This window comes from Paenibacillus sp. SORGH_AS_0306, assembly GCF_030819345.1.
GTDB lineage: Bacteria > Bacillota > Bacilli > Paenibacillales > Paenibacillaceae > Saccharibacillus > Saccharibacillus kyungheensis.
This window is the reverse complement of record NZ_JAUTBP010000001.1, coordinates 4,270,171-4,289,215: the sequence shown is the minus strand read 5'-3', so window position 1 is coordinate 4,289,215 and position 19,045 is coordinate 4,270,171. Positions and strand designations below refer to the sequence as shown.

At 40.6% G+C, this 19,045-nt stretch carries 16 protein-coding genes; 10 read left to right on the top strand and 6 right to left on the bottom strand.

The window, feature by feature from the left end; all coding sequences use genetic code 11:
• Positions 1-21 precede the first annotated feature (21 nt).
• The 6 genes from QE450_RS18970 (at position 22) to QE450_RS18945 (ending at position 5,887) form a co-directional block, all read left to right on the top strand.
• On the top strand, positions 22-912 hold the full coding sequence (locus tag QE450_RS18970) for a carbohydrate ABC transporter permease (protein ID WP_274171504.1): 891 nt from the start codon (positions 22-24) through the stop codon (positions 910-912).
• A 16-nt stretch (positions 913-928) separates the two neighbouring features.
• Entirely contained in the window at positions 929-1,753 is an 825-nt protein-coding gene (locus QE450_RS18965; protein ID WP_273614071.1) for a carbohydrate ABC transporter permease, read from the top strand.
• Positions 1,754-1,901: 148 nt separating this feature from the next.
• Positions 1,902-3,779 (top strand): cache domain-containing sensor histidine kinase, encoded by a 1,878-nt coding sequence (locus tag QE450_RS18960; protein ID WP_373462006.1) that lies wholly within the window; start codon positions 1,902-1,904, stop codon positions 3,777-3,779.
• Positions 3,754-4,935 (top strand): response regulator, encoded by a 1,182-nt coding sequence (locus QE450_RS18955; protein WP_273614070.1) that lies wholly within the window; start codon positions 3,754-3,756, stop codon positions 4,933-4,935. The genes QE450_RS18960 and QE450_RS18955 overlap by 26 nt, the downstream gene beginning before the upstream one ends.
• A 52-nt stretch (positions 4,936-4,987) precedes the next feature.
• Positions 4,988-5,344, top strand: coding sequence for a hypothetical protein (locus tag QE450_RS18950; protein ID WP_307301305.1), 357 nt, complete (start codon positions 4,988-4,990; stop codon positions 5,342-5,344).
• A 135-nt stretch (positions 5,345-5,479) separates the two neighbouring features.
• The gene (locus tag QE450_RS18945; RefSeq protein WP_307301304.1) at positions 5,480-5,887 is read left to right on the top strand and encodes a hypothetical protein; all 408 of its coding nucleotides are present in this window, start codon (positions 5,480-5,482) and stop codon (positions 5,885-5,887) included.
• A 123-nt stretch (positions 5,888-6,010) separates the two neighbouring features.
• On the opposite strand, the gene QE450_RS18940 is transcribed toward QE450_RS18945, so the two are convergent.
• Positions 6,011-6,712, bottom strand: a complete 702-nt coding sequence (locus QE450_RS18940; protein ID WP_307301302.1) for an NAD(P)-dependent oxidoreductase — start codon at positions 6,710-6,712, stop codon at positions 6,011-6,013.
• Positions 6,712-7,008: a DUF6509 family protein gene (locus tag QE450_RS18935; protein ID WP_307301301.1), complete on the bottom strand. Its 297-nt coding sequence runs from the start codon at positions 7,006-7,008 to the stop codon at positions 6,712-6,714. The genes QE450_RS18940 and QE450_RS18935 overlap by 1 nt, the downstream gene beginning before the upstream one ends.
• 273 nt (positions 7,009-7,281) lie before the next feature.
• On the opposite strand from QE450_RS18935, the gene QE450_RS18930 reads away from it, so the two are divergent.
• The gene (locus QE450_RS18930) at positions 7,282-8,208 is read left to right on the top strand and encodes a DMT family transporter (RefSeq protein WP_301262667.1); all 927 of its coding nucleotides are present in this window, start codon (positions 7,282-7,284) and stop codon (positions 8,206-8,208) included.
• 80 nt (positions 8,209-8,288) lie between these two features.
• Here the strand turns inward: QE450_RS18930 and QE450_RS18925 are convergent, their stop codons facing one another.
• Both QE450_RS18925 and QE450_RS18920 read right to left on the bottom strand, forming a co-directional pair.
• On the bottom strand, positions 8,289-9,050 hold the full coding sequence (locus tag QE450_RS18925) for an ABC transporter permease (RefSeq protein WP_307301299.1): 762 nt from the start codon (positions 9,048-9,050) through the stop codon (positions 8,289-8,291).
• The gene (locus tag QE450_RS18920) at positions 9,047-9,793 is read right to left on the bottom strand and encodes an ATP-binding cassette domain-containing protein (protein ID WP_307301297.1); all 747 of its coding nucleotides are present in this window, start codon (positions 9,791-9,793) and stop codon (positions 9,047-9,049) included. The genes QE450_RS18925 and QE450_RS18920 overlap by 4 nt, the downstream gene beginning before the upstream one ends.
• A gap of 143 nt (positions 9,794-9,936) precedes the next feature.
• Between QE450_RS18920 and QE450_RS18915 the strand changes: the two genes are divergently transcribed.
• Positions 9,937-10,494 (top strand): guanylate kinase, encoded by a 558-nt coding sequence (locus QE450_RS18915; RefSeq protein ID WP_301262669.1) that lies wholly within the window; start codon positions 9,937-9,939, stop codon positions 10,492-10,494.
• Positions 10,495-10,645: 151 nt separating this feature from the next.
• On the opposite strand, the gene QE450_RS18910 is transcribed toward QE450_RS18915, so the two are convergent.
• Positions 10,646-11,527, bottom strand: coding sequence for an NAD(P)-dependent oxidoreductase (locus tag QE450_RS18910; RefSeq protein WP_307301295.1), 882 nt, complete (start codon positions 11,525-11,527; stop codon positions 10,646-10,648).
• Positions 11,528-11,806: 279 nt separating this feature from the next.
• Between QE450_RS18910 and QE450_RS18905 the strand changes: the two genes are divergently transcribed.
• Both QE450_RS18905 and QE450_RS18900 read left to right on the top strand, forming a co-directional pair.
• Positions 11,807-12,448, top strand: coding sequence for an NAD(P)-dependent oxidoreductase (locus QE450_RS18905; RefSeq protein ID WP_273614062.1), 642 nt, complete (start codon positions 11,807-11,809; stop codon positions 12,446-12,448).
• 245 nt (positions 12,449-12,693) lie between these two features.
• Entirely contained in the window at positions 12,694-13,893 is a 1,200-nt protein-coding gene (locus QE450_RS18900) for an ROK family protein (RefSeq protein WP_273614061.1), read from the top strand.
• Between the two features lie 149 nt (positions 13,894-14,042).
• Here the strand turns inward: QE450_RS18900 and QE450_RS18895 are convergent, their stop codons facing one another.
• Positions 14,043-19,034, bottom strand: a complete 4,992-nt coding sequence (locus tag QE450_RS18895; RefSeq protein WP_307301292.1) for a DUF4132 domain-containing protein — start codon at positions 19,032-19,034, stop codon at positions 14,043-14,045.
• Between the last annotated feature and the right edge of the window lie 11 nt (positions 19,035-19,045).

The window sequence follows — 19,045 nt, the reverse complement described above, 5'->3', positions numbered from 1 at the left end:
AGTTGGAAGGAGGGAGAAGCCATGAATGTACTAAAAGTACCTGCTCGCACGATCGCTATTTTTGTACTTCCTTGTCTTATCCTTTACATAGGGACGGTGTTTGTTCCTATTCTGGTTTCTTTTTATACGGCGATGTTGGACTGGAATGGGATTTCGGACGCTAAGTTTGTCGGTCTGGCGAATTTCAAAACATTACTGTTCGATGATCCTAACTTCTGGATGTCGGTAAAGCGTACGATTATGTATGCCGTCTTCTCCATTATTGAGATTCCATTTTGTTTGCTGTTTGCTATTTTGCTGAATCGCTATGTACGTAAAGGAAATCGTCTGGTGACGATCTATTTCGTACCGGTTATTTTGTCTAACGTTATTCTAGGACAATTGTGGAAAACGATCTACAACCCGGCTTCAATGGGCGGGATGTTAAATGGCGTATTGATCAAGCTAGGTCTGGATAGCTGGACACATAGCTGGTTAACGGAGCCTGCGATTGCGATGTATGCGATTTACTTTGTATCGCTATGGCAGTACTTTGGTTACCATTTACTTATTCAATTTACAGGGGTACAAAATATACCGGATGAAATCTATGAAGCTGCCAAAATTGATGGTGCAGATGGATTCAAAGCAGACCGTTATATCACGTTCCCGATGGTGGTACCTATTTTCAAAATCTCGGTTGTGCTAGCATTTATCGGATCATTACAAGCATTCGAGTTGGTCATGGTTATGACAGGCGGTGGGCCTGCGCATGCGACCGATACGATAGCGACGCATATGTATAACATGTCGTTCTTATCTCAGAAGTATGGTTATGGTAGTGCGGTAGCTACATTCCTTGTTATTTTCTGTCTGGTTATTACTGTGATTATTAATGGCGTATTTAACAAAATCGAACGTAAAGTGACGTAGAGGAGGAGAGCACGATATGAATAATGTGAAAAAATGGTTCGTGTATCTACTCTTCGCGATCCTGATCGTTACGCAGTTATATCCGTTGTTATGGTTAGTAATGTATTCACTCAAAACGAACGAAGAAATTCTGGGAGGTAGCTTTTTCGCTCTTCCGAATATTCCACAGTGGCATAACTATGCAGATGCTTATACTTCCGGTAGTTATCTGAAATATCTGGGAAATAGTGTACTGGTTACAGCAGTTAGTTTGTTTGCAGTTGTTATTTTGAGCTCTATGACCGCTTATGCGATTACTCGATTTAAGTGGAAATATGGGCAATATGTGATGTTGTTATTTTTACTAGGGATGATGATTCCACTACAAGCGACATTATTACCACTGATGATTATTTTCAAAAATCTAGATTTACTAAATACACGCTGGTCAATCATTATTCCGTATACCGCGTTTGCGTTGCCGATTGCTGTATTTATTTTAAGTGGATTTATGCGGTCGATCCCGACAGATATTGAAGAATCTGCGTTTATGGATGGAGCAAGTGTATACCGGATTTTCCGTAGCATTATTTTGCCGATCTCGGTTCCACCTGTGATGACTGTATGTATTCTGACGTTTATCAATATCTGGAATGAGTATATTGTAGCGGCGACGTTTATTTCATCCGAAGAACTCAAAACATTGCCGTTCGGGGTGTATACGTTTGTCAGTCAGTATTCGGTCAATTACGGAAATATCGGAGCATTCCTTGTCATGGGTGCGTTACCGGTTATTATTTTCTACTTTATTTTGTCTGAACGCATCACTAAAGGTATGGTAGCAGGAGCAGTTAAAGGATAATTGTATAAAATGATTTTGCCAGAAGCTACCTTTATTGGTACTATCTCTGTATAGGGACTTGGCGGTAATCATAAAGAGGACCCAATCCTTTTTATGGTTACCGCCCTTTGGCTTTTTTAGCGACCGATGTAGAAAGGAGCATTTCACTTTGTCACGTAGTCTGCATTCGATCCATAATCGATTGTTTATTTTGTTTTTATTTTGTATGGCAGGGATTGTACTGCTGGTCAGTATCCTTTTTTATAACCGTACAACCACTCAATTTCATGAAAAGTTAGGCGAGATTGCGCAGAAAAATGTATCGCAAACGGTGGGATTGCTTGATCTTCTACTCGGTAGTTATGATAGCCTTTCCAAGTCGATTAGTGCCAATGTGGATATTGTACGCCTGCTCGGTCAGAAGTCAGCAAGTTCGCCGCAGGTCGAATATATTAATCAGAATTATATTACAACGATTATGGGAGCGATTTACTTTTCCAGAGACGATCTGGTAGGTATTCATGTGATCGGTGAAAATGGCAAAATCTACGATTATAGCAATTCGATGAATGTGATCGATCCTGAATATACCAAGTCGTCATGGTATCAGCAGATTAGTGGGTCGTCCGGTCAGATGGTCTGGTTGGGTGTATTTCCTCATTCGATTATTGATCAGGCAGAAGATCAACCTGTATTTGCTTTCGGTCGTCCGATATTCAATCTCAATGAACAACATCAGATTGGAATTGTACTGATCGAAGCAAGAGCAGATACGTTTTTGACAGCGATGAATAATTTGAAATTAGGCCCGCATAGCGAAGTGAATATCGTAACCGGAGACGGTAAACATATGCCCACTTCGATCGAACCGAATAGTAAGCCCGATTCATTACCGCCGAATATTTCGTTGCCACAGATACCGGGTCAGGTGAATGTACAGCAGAATAATAGTCGTCTGATCGCCGCTTCCAAGCTGGGCACCACCAATTGGACGATTGTCAGTTCAACACCGGATCGTGATCTCAATGTCGAACTGACGCAGACGAAGCGGTATTTATTTATCGTGGTTACTGTGCTGATTGTAGTGTCTGCGCTGATCGCTTTTATCGTATCACGTACGATTTCGTCTCCGTTAAAGCGATTGATTCGAGAAATGAAGCAAGTGGAAAATGGAAACTTTCGCGGGATGGTTACTGTGACTTCTTACGAAGAAATCAATTCGCTTGTAGTATCGTTTAACCATATGGTCGCTCGAATTGAAGAACTGATTGAACGGGTCAAAGTCTCTTCGGTCAGTGAAAAAAATGCAGAACTTCATGCGCTTCAATCACAGGTGAATCCTCACTTTCTCTACAACACACTGGATATGATCTACTGGATGCTAGACGAAAAAGGCAATGATGAGCTTGGCGATGTAGTGTTATCGTTATCGCATATGTTCCGGTATAGCAGTCATTGGGAAGATCATGCACTGGTGACGTTACGTGAAGAGATAGAGCAGATTAGTCATTACCTGACGATTATTACGATGCGACTGGATGGTCGATTGAGCGTAGAGATCGATGTCGAAGAGCAGTGGATGGATCTGCATGTGCCGAAGATGTTATTACAACCGATTATCGAAAATGCAGTTAAGCATGGTCTGGAAGCGCTAGATCGACCGGGCGTTTTGCGAGTAAGAGCGATACCGGATCGGAAATACCTTAATATTATTATTTCAGATAATGGCAAAGGGATGAATGAATCTACATTAGAACGACTGCGAGATTCTTTGCTTCACCCCACCGATCCTGTTCATCGTGAACGCAAAAGTATCGGTTTGCAAAATCTACATCAGCGACTTTCTCATATGTTCGGGATCACGAACGGGATACATATTGAGAGCGCTCTCGACAAAGGAACAGCAGTCAAATTGGTATTGCCGTTATCTGATGCTTCCGCTGTCGCTCAATTATCTTCACAGACTGTAGAGTCTGAATATTCAGATCAACCTATTTCGATCGATAAAGGAGATATTGTTCGTGCACATTCTGATTACAGACGATGAAAGTTTTATTCGTGAAGGGATCAAACGTACCATCGAAAGTGTTTTTCCTAATTATCATGTTCATCTGGCTTCATCTGCTGAAGAAGCGGTGTTGATGATGAGTGAGCACCGAATCGATATTATTTTGACCGATATTCTGATGCCTGGCATCAATGGTCTGGAACTGATGCGTATTTCCCGTCATAGTCAGCCACAAGCCAAATGGATTGTTATCTCGGCACATTCGGAATTTTCCTATGCTCAACAAGCAATGCATCTAGGTGCACGAGACTATCTACTCAAACCGATCGGCAAAAAGAAATTGGTAGAATTAATGGAATCGCTCACAATCGAGATTCGTCAGGAGCGAGTAGTCTCTAAAGGGGAAGAAGCACTCAAAGACGGTCTAAATTATTTGCGTGAAGCCGTATTTCAACGATTAGCGGCTGGGCTTAGTATGGGTAAAATCAGTCTGGATACCTTTATCGCGGACTATCCTGAATTCTATCTTATTCTGGTCAATATCGAACAAGATCAACGCAGTACCCATTTGGAGCATTTTATCGTAGAAAATGTATTAAATGAATTGATCGATCAGTCAGGTCAAGGATTCGTCGTGAGCTTTGATCGCAATAGTCTATTAGGGCTGGTCACACTGCATAATCATATCCAGATTGAGCAACTGTTAGAACCGTTACAAGGACATTTGCAAAAGTATTTGAAAGTCCCGTTTGCGACCAGACATTCTGGCCCTCACCAAGAGATTGAACATGTTGCTGTTGAAGTAAATCGCTTACGTGAAGAAAAGACAGCACAAGTGGATGCGCCAGAAGAAGGAAGCAGTAGCGATCATGCGATCCAAGTCGCTCTTCAATATATTCGTGCTCATTTTAACGAAGAGTTGTCTTTAGAAAAGGTAGCGGCTGTTGTATTTCTTAATCCAATCTATTTCAGTCAATTGTTCAAGCAGAAAACAGGACAAGGATACAAAGATTATGTGATCTGTCTACGGATGGAACAAGCCAAAGTGCTACTGCACAACCCCAAGCTCAAGCTGGCTGATATTGCAGAACAGATCGGCTACACCAATGTAGGGCATTTCACCCAAGTATTTCGCAAGAAGTTTATGGTTACCCCGACCGAATATCGGATGCAGGAAAAAATCTTGAATACGTGAGTGTGACTGCATCACGGAATAGAGATCAATCAGAATATAAAGGAGGTGAACGATGTCTACGTCAGAAAAGAATATGTTTAATATTATTCTACTCATTGTGTTGGGTGTAGCACTGATCTATTTTTCGCAACCGTTGAATACTGTTTCGATAGGTTCGGTTATCTTAATGGGGATGCTTACGTTACAAGCTATTATCAAATATATACATGATTATAACAATCAGACGAGCATTGAACACAGATGGTTTAACGTGTTTGTGACGGTCTCGTCTTTGTTGATCATTGTGTATTTATTTTGGGTGCATCAATGGATCATTATTAAATTAATATTCTGGGTGTTAGAAGGATGTCTTTTCTATGGATATGCAAAAAAGCTGATGATTAGTAAACGGAACACTAGATTGAAATAATAAATACTCGTAGTAATCTATATAACAAACTGTTTAGTTTTGTAATTGGCAAGTTAGTTTCATTGATATGAATTTCGGAGTAGAAAGGATGCACTGATTATTAATACATATGCTATGCGTTTGGTATTTTTTATCGTGTTCTGTTTTTGTATTGCTATAGGTTGCAGTAACCAAAAATCTGAAAACAACATTCCTGAGTTAAATGCACAATGGGATAATTCTAGTAAAAAAATAAGTATCCCTGTCACAGTAGCTACGTACAATTGGCATGGACAAATGACGTATGGAGGACCTTGGGAAGCTACAGAAAAGCAAAAACCTACTCTTGTAAAAGGAAATGCCACTATTCAACTTTCTTTTAATGGTACAAGTCCTGATGAAATTCGAATTCGTGAATATCCGAGTAAAACAGAATTTAAAAATATAGATAAAGCATCGAATCAAATCATCGTACCGGACAAATCAGGTGTATATGTATTTGGTGTGGATGGTACATGGGGAAATGATGGCGTAATCTATGCTTTGAAAATAAAAGTAAAATAAGCATGATCGTGAATTAAATATTGAATACACAAAACCCTAACTTCGTATAGAAATTAGGGTTTTTATGTGTAGAACTGTTATTTATTTGATACTTAAATCTGAAAATGGAGTATGAATTGTAGCTTAATAAGCCAATCCGACACGATGTCCAATATAACGAGGATCGCTTAATTGCTGATATGTGAAATAGGCTGTATCTCCTGTAGAAATCGATGTTCCATTTTCAGGTAGAACATCTTTTTCATCACGATAGACACCCGTATACTCTCCATCCGGCAAATACGTCGGGCAGACCACCGTCCAGTCGAGCCCGGAATCTCGCAACGTCTCATACATCACCCGATGTTCTTCCGCAGCACGAGTGCTTTTGCGCTTGGATTCAGAAGATTCATAGCGGTATTTATCTGCTTCGATACGACTCTGTAAAATGCCTGCTGTGCCTACTGTAATAATGCGTGAGATCGACTGCTTCTGCATCAGCTGGGCGATGATCGGCGTGCTAACAGATAACGTATTCGTTTTATCGGTATTGAGTGTACTAATGACAGCTTGTACCCCGTTCAAAGCGGTCTCAAGATCATTGCTGTTCAATACATTGCCCACCATAACATGCAGATTCGGAATCTGTTCGCTGATAGGTAAAGAGTGATTGATCGCTGACAATGCTTTAGAAGTCTCTACCAAACCCTCTGCATAGTCTGCCAATTGTGCATTTAATTTATCCAGAGAACGTACCAGTACAGTCACTTCATGACCATCTTGAAGCGCATATTGCAGAACCGATTGTCCGACGCGTCCTGTAGCACCAAGCAGTAGAATACGCATTAGTTAGACTCAGCGTTTTTCCAGTTTTGCTCACAAAACGCTGCTAACTCTTGCTCTTCCTCTTCTTCTAGATCGAAATCCAGTACACGATCAGTTCCTTTTTCAATAATATCGTAGTTTACAATACCATTGCCTGTTTCTTGAACTTTATAAATAGCACGAATATAGAGACCGTTTACGGAATAAATATCGTCCTCTTCATCGACTTCAAAATCAATAAAAAATTCGTAACGTGTGCCGACCAAAATTTCAAAAGGGTCTTTAATCATTTCTACTTGATAACTTGTTATTTCCATTATTCTATTCCTCCTGCATCTAGCAAAGATGCGCTTATATTATTCTAATTATGATGTACATACGAAGTGCACTGTCATTGTCCAGTGAAGTCTTATTATAGCACGATTGCTAGGAAGTAGAGGATAGTGAAAGTAGTAATTTCTTTTTGCTTGAACAAATGTTTAATGTCTATTGAACAATTGTAAAAAGCATTGTATACTCGAAAGATACATGACATGTCAGCTTTGTCGTAAGTGATCGTCATCCAGATTGGCTTAGAGGAGAGAAATAGAATGAAGGCGTTATCCAAAGGGCAGACTGCTCTGTTTTTAGCATTTTTGATCTTAATGTGGGGCGTGAACTGGCCGTTATCCAAGTTCGCGTTAAACTATGCACCACCTATTTTATTTTCAGGTATTCGGACATTGATTGCAGGGTTGTTGTTATTGATTGTTGCTTTACCACGTTTGCGTGATCTTCGCTGGAAGCAGACATGGAAAATCTATGCAATCTCTGCCATTCTAAATATTATTTTGTTTTACGGTTGTCAGACGATCGGTATCGCTTATATGCCTGCTGGATTGTTCTCGGCGATTGTCTTTTTACAGCCGGTATTAGTCGGATTCTTATCTTGGTTATGGGTAGGCGAATCGATGAATCCGCTCAAAGCGATTGGTCTTGTATTAGGTTGCGCAGGTGTAGCCACGATTAGTGCAGGAGGATTCTCTGGTTCCATCTCGGTGATCGGTATCGTACTTGCACTAGCATCTGCGGTTAGCTGGGGTGTAGGAACAGTCTATGTGAAAAAAGTAGGCGATCGTGTTGATCCGATCTGGTTAGTCACGATTCAATTGATCATGGGTGGCGTCGTAATGACAGCTGTGGGTACAGGTACCGAAAGCTGGTCAGATATTACGTGGAACGCTACATTTATCGGAGTATTACTGTTTATCTGTATTTTCGCTATCGCTCTTAGCTGGTTATGCTTCTTCCGTCTTGTTGGTTCAGGCGAAGCGAGTACAGTCGGTTCATATACGTTTTTGATTCCGTTAGTATCTATTATTCTTAGTGTGTTATTTATGGGTGAATCGGTAACAGTGAATCTGATTATCGGCTTGGTCTTGATCGTTATTAGTATCTTGCTGGTAAATCGTACACCAAAAGAAAAGTCCGGTCATACGCCTATCGTTAATATCGATACCAAAGAAGTTCATTCGTAATGAACATCTGATCTAATTACTATAAGCAAAGACTCCTCTACGCATCATCATGCACTGAGGAGTCTTTTTTGTATGCCTATCTATTGTTCTAACGGTTCGGTCTGCAACTGTTGTTGTTTGTTAAACAAGCTAGGCGCAATAAATAAACTAAGCAAAATACTTGTAATAATCGCCGAAGTCATCGTAGTGAACACAATCAACAATTGAAAACGTACTGCTGTAATCGGATCAGCACCGGCGATAATCTGTCCGGTCATCATACCGGGTAACTGCACCAGACCGAGTGTTTTCTGCCCGTCTATCGTTGGAATCATACTGGAACGAACAGCGCTTTTGAGCACAGGCAAAATCGCTTGTCTGGGTGTACCTCCAAGCGACAATAGTAAAATAATTTCACGCTGTCGCAACGTTACTTCCGAACGTAACCGAGTCACTAATAGACTGCCTAGAATCATTGAATTGCCGATAATCATACCGCTGATCGGAATAATATAACGTGCTGTTGCCGGAATTATTCCGAATCCTAACAATAGCGCCTGCGTTACGATCTCCACAATCACCAGTGTCAAAAACACTTTGATCGTCATATGAGGAACCGATTTGCCTTTTTTAGATACATTGAGCGACGCGACAGTGATCATCACTAATAGAAATAAGCCGACGACCCATAACTGCTCTAAGCCGAAAATAAAATTCAACACATAGCCGATAATTAGCAGTTGGATCGTAGCTCGTAATGTGGCGATTAGCACATCTTTTTCCAGACCTAACTTGAACGAACGAGACAATACTACAGCAAATAAAACAAAACATAAAGACAGCGTCAATGCAATAATCGTCATTGGAGTTCCCCTTTTATAAATCGCTGTGCTTCTTCGGTCTGTGGATGTGCAAAAAAGTCTGTGGTTGGTCGTTGTTCTAGCAATTGTCCATTCATCAGAAACCATGTTTGTTGTCCGACACGTTGCGCTTGTTCCATCTGATGTGTCACCCAGATGAGTGTAATCCCTGATGTGCGTTGGATATCTAGTAGCAATTGCTCAACCTCCCGTACAGAAGAAGGATCAAGTGCAGAAGTAATCTCATCCAGTAGCAAAATCTGAGGTTGATTCGCAAGGGTACGCGCTAGAGCTAACCGTTGCTTTTGACCACCTGAAAGGTCTTGTACTTGCTGATGAAGCACATGAGCAGACAATCCTACTTGTTCGGTAAGAGTCGAAGGATCACCGATATCAATCCCATGTAATCGTTGCGCAGTCTGCAAATTGTAGAGTGCGGTTCCTTGCACCATTGGAGCATCTTGAAATACGATGCCAACTTTTCGGCGTAATTCAGTAATCGACCATGTCTGTATTTCTTTGCCTTGAATATATAATTGTCCGGAGTCTGGTGTAAGTAATAGATTGCACAGCGATAACAATGTGCTTTTGCCTGAACCGGAAGGGCCTACCAGTGTGGTGATCGAGCCTTGTTCGATATTGCCGTTGATCCGGTCTAATACAGGTCTAGCGTGCTGTGCACTGGGAAAAGATTTAGAGATATGTTGGAATTGAACTGCATATGTAGGTGATGGCGATAATGTCATCTGTGGATCAAGCATCCTTTCAGTTTTGGCTAAGTATTATTGTAGTATAAATGCGTATTGCACAACAGAAAGATCATGCAGTGTATCTTTTGGTATACTGATTGTACAAAAAAAGAAGAACTACAGATGCAGGAGGATGTAATATGTCATTTTCAATCGTTGTTTTTCAAGGGCCCAGTGCATCAGGTAAAAGCACATTACAAGCACGATTAGGAGTACCCAAAATTGTCACATGGACATCCCGTCAACCCAGAGCAGGCGAGCAAGATGGGGTAGATTATCATTTTGCGACTAGAGAACAAATTGAGCTTATGTTTCGTCAGGGATTAATGTTAGAAATGAGCGAATACCGTAACAATCTGTACGGAACTTCGATCAGTTCGATTGAAGATGCAGGAAAAGATGGACAGGTACGTTCGACAGTGATGGACCCGCCAGGAGCTAAGCTGGTCAAAGAAAAATGGGGCGATCGGGTATTGTTAATCGGAGTGCTAGCAGATCGTGAGCAACTGGCAAAGCGATTATTTGATCGTAAAGTGAGTATTGATGAACAAGAGCAACGTCTTCAGAGCTATGATCAGGAACGAGCGGCATTATCACAATGTGATCTGATTATTCATAATTCAGAAGGACAATTGCGTACAGCAGAAAAGGTAATCGACTATATTCGAGAAGGCATTACTCGTACAGCGCGCAAATAAATTCATGTTCTCGCTAACATACAGATCAATAGAATTAGGATAATTGATGTCATAATAACTAGATAAAAGCCTCCAATAAAGTGAGTATAGATGGCTGATTTTATTGGAGGCTTTCGTATATCTATAGAATCATCTCAAGAATCGTTAAGTTTTAGGATTGATCGGGATGACGTTCTTGCAATTCAAGCCAGATAGCGGCTAGATCAAGTTCACCTTTACCGTTCTCGTTAGCTTCACGATATGTCTGATCTGCTGCTTCAGCTAGAGGCAATTGTACATGTAATCGTTTGGCTTCATTAGTGAGTAAGCCTAGATCTTTGGAGATTAGACTTAACATAAATGCCGCTGGAAATTCGTTGTTGATAAACATGTCTTTTTTGCCTGCCAATAACGGAGTGGCTACAGCAGATTCACCGAACATTTCTAATACTTGTTCACGTTGCAGTCCTGAACGTTCAGCGATTAATAGTGACTCGGCAATCGCTTGTGTCGAAATGCCTAACAATAGATTGATAGATAATTTGGCAGAACTCCCATGACCAATTTCGCCGAAATGGATCGTTTTTTTACCTAAAATATCAAAAAACAATTGGCAAGCTTGAATATCTTCAGCCTGACCTCCTGCAAGAATAACCAGATTTCCTTGTTCTGCTGGAGCGACAGAACCAGATACCGGAGCATCTACATAAATTGCGCCTTTGTCTGTAATCTGCTTCGCAAATGCTTTGGCTTCTTCAGGGCTAATTGTACTCATATTGATCACATACATACCTGCACGTAGCTGACTAAGAATGCCTTGTTCGCCGCTTAATACATCATCAATTGCATCTTTTTTGGTTAGCATCACAAATACCATTTCAGCTTGAGCAGTTGCTTCGGCAGGCGTAGCATACAGTGTTGCTCCTGCACGTTCTAACGGCTTCGCACGCTCACTGGTGCGATTGTAGACATGTAATGTATATCCTTCTTTCAGCAAATTATGAGCCATCGGTAAGCCCATATGCCCTGTTCCGATCCACGCTATATTTTTCATAATGACACTCCTTAGTTTTGGATACTATCGTGTAATTGACGTTATCGTTTGTTTAGAATAACCGCGCTAAAGGTACTAATGTATGAATACCCAATTTCACTGCTATCTATACTTTATAATAAATAGTTATTGGTAATCCGACCAGAACAGTTGACATTATTTCATCCTGTAACTATAATTGTTACATGTAAGGCGAAATACACAGTACAAGCTTTAGAGCTACACATATAGTAATAAGCATTACAATACATCAACTAATACAACATGGAGGTTTTAAGTATGAAAATCGCAGTTATCGGTGCAACAGGTAAAGCAGGATCATTGATCGTTGAAGAAGCTTTGAGCAGAGGACACGAAGTTACAGCTATCGTACGTAACGCTTCTAAAGTGCAAAATGACAAAGTAAATGTAATCGAAAAAGAAGTGTTGGATATTACAACCGAAGATATTAAAGGATACGATATTCTAGTCAATGCTTATGCTGCTCCGCAAGGACAAGAAGAATCTCATATCACTGTAGGTCAATCGTTGATCAACATTTTGAAAGGTGCTCCTGATACTCGCTTAATCGTTGTAGGTGGTGCAGGTAGCCTTTATGTAGATGATGCTCATTCTGTACGTCTTATTGATACACCGGACTTCCCGGATGCTTACAAACCAACAGCATCTAACCAGGGTAAAAACTTGGACGATTTGAAAGCATCAAGCGGTATTCAATGGACATTTTTAAGCCCTGCTGCCTTTTTTGATGCACAAGGTCCACGTACCGGTTCTTACACAGCTGGTGGAGAGAAAATGATCGTTAATAATGAAGGTAACAGCTATATCAGTTATGCTGATTATGCGATTGCAATTGTAGACGAAGCGGAAAAAGCAGCACATGTGAACGCACGCTTTAGTGTAGTGGGCGAAGCGAAGTAATCATTTTTAGTAATAAGTTTTACAAATGAACATCTATGACTGATCGTATCTTTTTAGATATAATCGTTTGTTAGAACATTAGCATGATAGTACCGACCTCTTTTCTACTTATAGAAAAGAGGTTTTTTTATCGTTATATTTCTCTATTTTAATGCAATAAATACATAGCATTCCCTGTAAAAACCATATATAATAAGTGAAAAAACAATTCCGATCAGAATTGTAGGGAAAACGGTGGGATTATTATGGGTAAGCATATGAAAGGCGTAACCTCCATCAAAAAAGCAGTCTATGACCGAATCGCGATGCAGGACGATATATCCAAAGCAGAAATTATGAATGAATTTCAGATGACTAGCAGTAGTCTAACCCGTCTGCTTGAAGAAATGACCAATGAAGGCTGGATTATGGAGTCTGGATTCGGTCAATCGACAGGTGGAAGACGACCGATTTTGTATCGAATCAATGCGAATTTCCGCTATATTTTTGGTCTGGATATTTCACGTATTTATTCGGTGTTAGGCTTGTATGATATGCGGATGCAACCGTTAGCAATGGTGCGTTGGTCTATGGATGAAAGTATGACACCTCAGCGGTTAGTTCAACATGTTCAAGGGCAAGTAGCACAGATGTTAGCCGAGCAAGGAATAGCACCAGAATTAGTGATAGGAATGGGCGTAGGTGCTGTAGGCCCGCTTAGTCGTGAGCAAGGAAAAATACTTAACCCCCTATACTTTGCCGCTCCGGGTTGGAAAGATGTTCCTCTTCGGCGCTGGTTAGAAGAAGCAACAGGATTGTCGGTTACGCTTGAAAATGGAGCCAATACCGCTTTGACAGGAGAGCACTGGATGGTGCGTGATGAACATATCCAGCATATGTTGTATGTGCATGTCGGTACAGGTCTACGGTCTGCGATGATGTCTAACGGACATGTCGTACATGGCGCTGTAGATATGGAAGGCTCAATCGGACAGATGATTATTCAGACAGACGGCCCGCGACTTCATGGTGCAGGTAATTATGGAGCGTTAGAAGCTTTTGCCTCGGTACAAGCATTAGAACAACAAGTTCGAGCACGTAGTAAAATGGGACGCGATGTGTGGGATGGACATGTAGCAGTCAAGCCGGAAGCGATTAATTTCACTACATTGGTACAATCGCTGGAAACAGGCAATGACTATATCAAAGAAATATTTGCACAATCTGCGGCTTATATGGGGATAGGGCTGGCTAATCTGATCAATATTTTACATCCTGAAAAGATTATTCTTGGCGGTGTACTGATCAATTCACATGATCTGTTCTACAATACAGCTATTGCGGTAGCCCAGCAGAATATCTATTATTCAAATAGTTATCGCCCTGTGTTTTCTAAAGGAATATTAGAAGAAAATGCAGTCGCTACCGGAGCCGCAGTTATGGTCTGGCATGAGATGGAGTTGTAAGTGAAAAAAACCTCTGATCTTCTTTCTAGAGATACATTAGAAAGAGTGATCAGAGGTTTTTTAGATTTGTTTAGATGAAGTAGAGACTTACATACTTTGGGATATACGTTGGATTGTTCCCCGGTTCAAATTCACTATTTACGATAACGTTATGAAGATTGTTGCGGTTGTAATTGTGCTAGAATCTGTGGATCTTTAATCTTCTGATCTTGAGCAAGCATTACGATTTTGGACAAAATCTCTGCTGTTCTCGGGTCTTCATCCATAAATGGTAAAAATAATCGTCCCCGATGCTGAGAATGTACAGGAATAATATGCAGAGCACTAGCCGCTTGTTGATATACAATCGCACTACCAAGATGCACACTGTAATTGCCCAGACTTCCTTTTATGCGAGCATGATTGCCTTCAACTTGTACATTATCAATATGAAGTAAACGTAGCGATTCTTCAACAATCACACGACGCATTTCAATCGTAGTTAAGCTTGTTTCTGGATCTACACCGCCAACATGAGCCACACTTACGACTAGATCAACATCGCGCATAATTTCAGAGAAAATAAGTGGCGATACTTTATCAAATGGCAACATTTCATACGTAGCACGATTATAAAATTGTACAGTCTCCAGTGTAGGTGCTTCGGTATCCGCAGGTGAGAACCAATCTGCGAGTGCATACAGATTCGCAATAATATTTTCTTTGTAATACACTTTCTGCAATCCTTCTTCATAACTCACTGTCCAACCTCTTCCACGTAATAAAGCGACCGCTTTGTTCGGTTGAATCTGATAACCCGCATAACGACGAGATAGTGTACCGTTAGCTTTCTCATCTTCGTTAGGGATATACAATTCGCGGAATACTTGCTTAAATGGCTGACGTTGTTGACGGTCAAACAGATCACGTTGATATAGACTCCATTGACCACTTTCATAAAGATGAACAGGGTGAGCGATAATCACTTGATCGTCTAATTGTAACGGATGCTCTGTGCCGTCAGGACTTCGCAATACAGAAGATGCTCCATCTATATAACCAAGCTTGTTGTCTGTTTGTAATACCAAACTGTTGACCAGTGGAGCAAGAACCGGATTATGTGACAATTTGATCAGTTCATCTGCTGTAAAGGTGGTGCTGTTCGTCATGGAACGTTCTAATTCTTGACGGGCACGACGATATTGGTCGGTCAGTTCGGATTTGACTTCTTTTAGACGAATAATATATTCATTTTTGTTCAGACGTGATGGAACTGACTTGAGCGGCTTATCTTGCTTGATCGCTGTTAAGCTAGTCTGCCCTTCGCTATCAATAACAAGAGAGACCTTTAATCCTTCCTCAATCTCGTGTGGTTCAAAATAACTGAGCAAATCATCCAATTTGCGTGATTCCATATCCCATTGTAGACGGGTAACATCGGTATAACCTGCATTACGTGCCAAATTATCCAATGCAATGGCAGACACTGTGCCTTCACTAGCACGACGTTGTGCACCGAATGTTTTGCTTTGCTTCAGGAACAATTGGATAAATTCATACCGCTGACGAATATCAGCATCACGCTTGGTACCCGAAGCGAGTGGAATCAAGCTATAAGCCAGCAACTGGTCTTTATTACGCTTATCGGCTACCGATTGTTGGATCGATGCCAGATCAAGCTTGCCAAGTACAGCATCTGCAAACAGTTGACTGCGACGATGATTCGAACCTGCTGAGATATATTTAGCACATTCATATAAAATATCGAATCGTTCTGCTCCTAATTCATCATAAGCTTGTCGGAACCAGACAATATCAAATGCACCATCGTTAAATTCCTGTGGTGAGATCGGTGAATAATGAGCGACAATCGTTTCTTTTTCCGCCGAAAATGTCTCATTGATATGCGCATGGAAATACCATGCCGCACTACGTAGACCTTTCCAACCTAGATGTTTGGCGATCAGTTCTATCCATTGCGGAGCATACATTGCCGCTTCAAGTAACTTTTTATCATCGATAGGATATTGCTGAAGTAACGACTCTAGCGTGTGCTCATCTTCGCCTTCTAGAGGATACGTATTTTTGAGCAAATGACTGAACGTTTCTTTTTTCGTAATACTATTGCCATACCCGTAAATATATCCTCGTACAAACGTTTCTTTTTGTAGATTCGATAAAATACGAATAAATATTTCAGTACCTTCTACACGTTCAATATTCATTGCCAGTGAAGTCACGCCAGTTACCAATTCTCCACGGCTAAGTTCGATTTCTAGAATACGAGAGAGGACATTATCTCGTATCGGAATCATTTTAGGATATTCTTTGAGATTGATATGGCTAGCATATTTGATATTTTGAGATGTTAATTCTCGAATAAACTGGCGGCTCAAATCGCTGCTCATGATTTTGGAGTAGATTTCGTTATCACTGATTTTGTCCCATTCATAGGCACGTGCATAATCAGTTGTACCCAGTAGACCATCCTGACCATAATAAAACTCCAATGTATAAAAGATATGGAACATTTGCATCGACGATTCTTGATCATAAAGACGACTGCGCACTAACAGACGCCACGGTGAAATCAAAAATTTAAAAAGACCACTTTCTTCTTGTATTTTTTCTTGTGGGAACGTATAGATCATTGTAATCAATGCATCCCGAACCATAGCGAAAGTAGCTTGTTTATCACTATCTTCCAAATACGCTCGAACCAGCTCATCTAATTGTTGGCGATAAGGAAGATTTTTGTAGAATGTCTGTACTTCTAAGATTTGTTCTAATGGATAAATCGATTCGATAAATGTTTTGCGCCAGCCTTCTAATAACGTATGTTTGCCTAACTCCATATAATCCATTTGATCGGAGAAATAACTGTATAAATCGCGCAATGTCTGCTCATACATTTCAGCCTGAGTGTACAAATATAACTGCAATATACCTTCTGCTGGCAGTTCACTTTGTTGCAGATAGTGTTGCCATATCTCTGGTAAAGGATAGCGCTCGATTTGAGGCGTTGTTACATCCTCATTACGATTGTACCAACCTCCATCGAGTCGATTACCAATTAACATCGTTTCGTTATAACCACTATAGTATTCGACTGTATATTCATGATCTCGATGTTCATGTATTAGATCGTTTAATCCTTGTAGAAAATCGGTGATACGCTTCGGTTCCACTGTAAATACATCACGATTCAACTGGAAATCAGGTTGTTCTGGCTTTTCTTTTAACCATGTATCCATCATTTGCGGATCAAACAATCCAAAGCCATTGGTTTCGTTATATTCCTCGGAAGCCCCTAATTTGTCGATCAATACTTGTTCTTTGGCTGTTGGTTTGGAGATTTTTTCGATCAAGGGAAGCAAACGTTCATACTGCTCAGAACGCTCTGGTTTGCTTTGTAATTCGCTGATCGTCTCCAGTCCAGCTAGACGTTGCAATTCGCTTTTGCTTTGGATCAGACGTTCCACTGTAGCATCTAGTGAGTCCGCAGGTTGATTCAGTAGCAATTGAATAGAACCTTGACGCAATGAACCTGTTTTGAGTTTGAGTAGATTTTCGATATTTTGTAATTCAGGATCGATTAAAGTAAGCTTTTTAGCTTGTTTGAGTGCTAACTCCCGATTAGACATACTTTTGTCAGACAACGAAGCAAACACAAATTGACGTTGTTCCGGTGCATTTGTATTGGAAAGATAATGTTGTAGTATAGTTCCCCGTAGATCAGGGCTTAATTTATCTTTTAATTGCAAAATCTCACTGATCCATTGTTCATCCATATCATAAGCCGCTAGATACAGCATTTTTTTGACAGGCAGATCTGCAGAATAACTCACCTGTACAAAATCAAGTACGCTCGATTGGAATGAGATCTCACGTCCATTAAGACTTAAAAATAGATGGCGAAAATGTTCAAAATCACGTCTACGTACGTCTTTATCTTCTAATAAAGGGGTACGAGGAACAACCAATTGAAGAGCGGACGTATCATTGATCGTTTGCCATGAGTAGTTACATTCATAATCATAGTTCACCAGTACCCAGTAGCGTAATTCATCATCTTCTTCAGACAGATGAGGCTGTGCAATGCGTAGACGCAAATCTTTATTCTGACTATTTCGAAGAACATAGAGTGCTACAATCTTCTGATAACGTGCTCCTGTATCCATTAGATGTTGAATCCGATCATAGACATCCTGTTCTTCATGTACAGCAGTTGCCCAAAGGCTCATATAGATATGATTCGCATTCTCACTGCTTAACCATTCTTCTCGTACAGAGCTGTCTGTTAATGCTTCATACGCTTGTGTGATGAGTTGCTTGGATAGACGTGGATTGGTCGCTTCCAGATTAATACCTGTCCATGTTCCTAATGCACGCACGATAGAGCTGTAACGAATCAGATCATTTTCAATAATAGTACGAAGTATAGTCATCGTCGCTTCTAAAGTACCTTCATCCAGTTGCTCGACGATACTTTGACGCAGACCTTCTTGTAGACGAGCCGCTACCAGTAACTCGCTAATCATCTGGTATGCTTCAGGTTGATGACTCATCAGCATTCCTTCAATCATCAAGCGATCGAATAGAGCAGTCTGATTGTCTCCATAAATAATGTCATGTAACGCTTGCTTCACTTCAGCTTGATCGTGATCCCATGCGTAAGCGATATGAATAGCAATCGCATCTTTTTGTACACGATAATCCTGATTTAGCGGATAATTGCGATCAGTCAAATACGTCATCAGATCGAACTCATAAGCATTCAGGAAAAAGAGAGACACAAGTTGAGATAAGATAGCTTCTATATGTAAAGAGATATCGTTTGTACGATAAGGACGACGGTAATAACCTACACTATACGGATATTCGGTCGCATGTTGTGTAATATAACGGAATTTATCCGCAGTCGCTTGATCTGATAAATGTTCTACGACTTCAATTAAAGGTTCAAATGACACAGTCTGTGTCTCACTTTTTACCTCTAATATCTGTTTTAATTGTTCGACTTCATCCTCACTATTACTAATATACGTATGCTCGTAAAAGTGTACACAGCACTGAGCAATCTGCTGTTGTTGACCTGTTAGCTCAGCAGTCACTGATTGCAAATGTTCAAGATATTCACCATAATAATTGCGTTCACTCATTATCGATACTC

Coding starts and splice junctions, on each gene's coding strand:
- QE450_RS18930 (WP_301262667.1), top strand. CDS start 7,282: ATGAAGGCGTTATCCAAAGGGCAGACTGCTCTGTTTTTAGCATTTTTG.
- QE450_RS18895 (WP_307301292.1), bottom strand. CDS start 19,034: ATGAGTGAACGCAATTATTATGGTGAATATCTTGAACATTTGCAATCA.
- QE450_RS18925 (WP_307301299.1), bottom strand. CDS start 9,050: ATGACGATTATTGCATTGACGCTGTCTTTATGTTTTGTTTTATTTGCT.
- QE450_RS18965 (WP_273614071.1), top strand. CDS start 929: ATGAATAATGTGAAAAAATGGTTCGTGTATCTACTCTTCGCGATCCTG.
- QE450_RS18915 (WP_301262669.1), top strand. CDS start 9,937: ATGTCATTTTCAATCGTTGTTTTTCAAGGGCCCAGTGCATCAGGTAAA.
- QE450_RS18905 (WP_273614062.1), top strand. CDS start 11,807: ATGAAAATCGCAGTTATCGGTGCAACAGGTAAAGCAGGATCATTGATC.
- QE450_RS18900 (WP_273614061.1), top strand. CDS start 12,694: ATGGGTAAGCATATGAAAGGCGTAACCTCCATCAAAAAAGCAGTCTAT.
- QE450_RS18940 (WP_307301302.1), bottom strand. CDS start 6,712: ATGCGTATTCTACTGCTTGGTGCTACAGGACGCGTCGGACAATCGGTT.
- QE450_RS18920 (WP_307301297.1), bottom strand. CDS start 9,793: ATGACATTATCGCCATCACCTACATATGCAGTTCAATTCCAACATATC.
- QE450_RS18935 (WP_307301301.1), bottom strand. CDS start 7,008: ATGGAAATAACAAGTTATCAAGTAGAAATGATTAAAGACCCTTTTGAA.
- QE450_RS18910 (WP_307301295.1), bottom strand. CDS start 11,527: ATGAAAAATATAGCGTGGATCGGAACAGGGCATATGGGCTTACCGATG.
- QE450_RS18970 (WP_274171504.1), top strand. CDS start 22: ATGAATGTACTAAAAGTACCTGCTCGCACGATCGCTATTTTTGTACTT.
- QE450_RS18950 (WP_307301305.1), top strand. CDS start 4,988: ATGTCTACGTCAGAAAAGAATATGTTTAATATTATTCTACTCATTGTG.